This is a genomic window from Thalassolituus alkanivorans (genome assembly GCF_020447205.1).
GTDB lineage: Bacteria > Pseudomonadota > Gammaproteobacteria > Pseudomonadales > Oceanobacteraceae > Venatoribacter > Venatoribacter alkanivorans.
This window is the reverse complement of record NZ_JAJAEL010000017.1, coordinates 1-2,833: the sequence shown is the minus strand read 5'-3', so window position 1 is coordinate 2,833 and position 2,833 is coordinate 1. Positions and strand designations below refer to the sequence as shown.

Genomic DNA, 2,833 nt, shown 5'->3' with positions numbered 1-2,833 from the left:
ATGAACGAGTCACTTAATGTTATTGGCGTTGCTGTACTCCCGTTATTTGGTGGCTTGCTGGTCTTGGCACCGATATGGCCTTCCGGGTGGCCGCTGGCTTTCCAGTTACTTTTGGCGATCCTCATTTCTGATGTTGGCATCACCCTGGCGCATTTTGCCAGTCATCGCCTCTCTTCACTGTGGCGCCTTCATGCCGTTCATCACAGCGTAAAGCGGCTATACGGTTTTAATGGTCTTATGAAACATCCATTGCATCAATTGATAGAAACCGTCGCAGGAACGACACCATTGCTCTTTGTAGGAGTGCCACAAAATGTCCTGATGTTGTTGGTGGTTGCAGTAGTGCTTCAGTTACTATTGCAGCACTCGAACGTGGCGTATTTTACTGGACCGCTGAGGAGGGTTCTCGCAATCAACGCGGTGCATCGTTTCCACCACTTAAATACGGCAGAAGAAGGCGATGTGAACTTCGGGCTTTTTACCACCTTGACGGATCGCTTGTTGGGAACGGCTTATTTTGACTCTGAACGAACGATCGGTACTAAAGATCTTGGTATCGCTTCAACGCCGAATTATCCAGCTGACTATTGGCAACAGTTGATGCAGCCTTTTCGACGGGACAAGACATGAGGTTATTTAGTAATTGATAAATCCGAGAACACGCTCCACATGCCACAGCGGGAGCGTGTTCTCCACTTACCTCATTCCTTTGTTGTTTTCATGGTCGCTGTTATCGCCTTCATCATGAACTTGATGATTCCTACTACCTATGGTACTCACAATAAAAATACATACCCCTATGAATATCGCTGTATCAGCCAGATTGAATGCTGGCCAATGAGAATAGCTCCAGTGAAAATCAAGAAAGTCCACTACCGATCCACGCCATACACGATCAACCAGGTTGCCCAATGCACCACCAAGCAGCATCGAATAGCTCGCCGCTTCAAGCCGGGTTGGACGCCGCCGCATTGTCCAAACCAACCAAACCGATACGCCAGAGGCTAATGCAATAAAGAAATAGCGTTGCCAGCCACCAGCATCAGCTAGCAAGCTGAATGCAGCCCCAGGATTCATCATGTGTACGATATTAAGAATTGAGTTAATCTCCACGCGCTCACCGTACTCTATCGTACGCTCAACGGCATACTTACTCGCCTGGTCCATCAGTAATATCAAACCGGAAAGACACAGCCAACCACAAAAGGTGTTTGTCGGGTTAGAGTTCGCCATGAAGTTAATTTTCTTTTCCTCCAATCGGTAGCGCTTGCTCGACAGGGGTGACGTATACCCAACCGGATATGTTGGGTCCGATTTTCCCGGTTTTGCGTATGATAGCCGTCACCTCATCCACCTGATTGTCATCACAGACCAGAGATAATTGTACTTCTGAGATAACCACGCCAGCTTCGGCAGAATAGGCCAATTCCCGCTCCCCGAGGGGCTTCAAAGTACCCTTGATGTCGAGTAGCGATAGGTTTTTGTAACCCGCGTCACGCAGTGCGTCGATGACATCAGCGGACCGAACGTGATGTATAAAAGCGGTAATTTGTTTCATGTGAATACTCCAAAAAAGTGTCGTCATTGCTGTTGGATGGATCGCGACAATCGGTTGGGTGCCGCGATCCTGAGGGTGTCACTGAGCGATCGGATCGCCGTTGTCATCAATCTCTTTTGGCTTTCGCCAAGCCAGTCGATAAAGGCCGGGAAGTACCAATAGAGTGAGTAACGTGGATGAGATAATGCCGCCGATGACTACCGTGGCCAGTGGTCTTTGGACTTCTGCTCCAGTGCTGGTGTTGAGTGCCATCGGCAAGAAGCCTAATGCAGCCACCAGAGCGACCATCAAAATCGGCCGCAATCTCAACATGGCGCCGCCCTGAATCGCCTGCTCGACGGATTCACCCCGATTGAGCTCATCTCGAAAGGCCGACACCATCATGACCCCCGTCAGTACAGAAACCCCGCATAAGGTAATAAACCCAACGCCGGCTGTGATCGAGAGGGGAATATCTCTTAACCACAAGGCGATAACGCCACCGGTCAGCGCCAGCGGTACGCCACTGAAGACCAATGCCGCATCTTTTGCCGAACCAAAGGTCATCATCAACAGTGCAAAAATCATCACCAAAGTGACGGGGACAAGCAGGCTTAACCGCTGCGAGGCCGATTGCAGTTGCTCAAAGGTGCCTCCATACTCCAGCCAATAGCCGGGCGGCAATTTCACCTGTTGCGCAACTTTGCCCTGAACTTCAGCCACAAAACCACCCAAATCACGACCGCGAACGTTCGCGCTGACAACCAGTCGCCGCTTGCCGTTTTCGCGAGAGATCTGATTAGGTCCAGGGGCCAGCGTGAGACTGGCCACTTCCCGCAGCGGTACGTAGCCGCCCTCTGGCAGCGGTATCGGCAAACGTTCCAACGCGCGCAAGTCGCCCCTTATGCCCTCGGCCACTCGCACCACTATCGAAAACCGCTGGTCGCCCTCAAAGATCAGGCCAGCCTCCTCACCGCCCGTGGCGGCGGCGACTACGTCCTGCACATCGGCGACATTCAAGCCATAACGATACATAGCTGAACGATCAGCATTAATGGACAGAATAGGCAAACCGGATACCTGTTCGACCTTGACACCTTCGGCGCCCTCGATGCCAGTCAATACCGCCGCGATTTCGCTGCCCGATTTAAGCAGCTGGTCCAAATCATCGCCGAACACCTTGATCCCGAGGTCTGATCGCACACCAGAAATCAATTCATTGAAGCGCAGTTGGATCGGCTGGCTGATCTCATAGGCATTTCCCGGCAACAACGTCAGTTTCTCACCAATTTCTTC

Annotated in this window: 4 protein-coding genes; 1 reads left to right on the top strand and 3 read right to left on the bottom strand. The window is 51.5% G+C overall.

The window, feature by feature from the left end:
* Window positions 1–630 (top strand): sterol desaturase family protein (locus LGT44_RS08870; RefSeq protein WP_230332368.1); only part of this gene is annotated, 630 nt, incomplete at its 5' end.
* A gap of 66 nt (window positions 631–696) precedes the next feature.
* On the opposite strand, the gene lspA is transcribed toward LGT44_RS08870, so the two are convergent.
* The 3 genes from lspA to LGT44_RS08855 all read right to left on the bottom strand — a co-directional run.
* Window positions 697–1,233: a signal peptidase II gene (gene lspA / locus LGT44_RS08865; protein ID WP_140907663.1), complete on the bottom strand. Its 537-nt coding sequence runs from the start codon at window positions 1,231–1,233 to the stop codon at window positions 697–699.
* 4 nt (window positions 1,234–1,237) lie between these two features.
* Window positions 1,238–1,558, bottom strand: coding sequence for a P-II family nitrogen regulator (locus tag LGT44_RS08860; protein ID WP_105934546.1), 321 nt, complete (start codon window positions 1,556–1,558; stop codon window positions 1,238–1,240).
* Window positions 1,559–1,636: 78 nt separating this feature from the next.
* Window positions 1,637–2,833 (bottom strand): efflux RND transporter permease subunit (locus LGT44_RS08855; protein WP_230332369.1); only part of this gene is annotated, 1,197 nt, incomplete at its 5' end.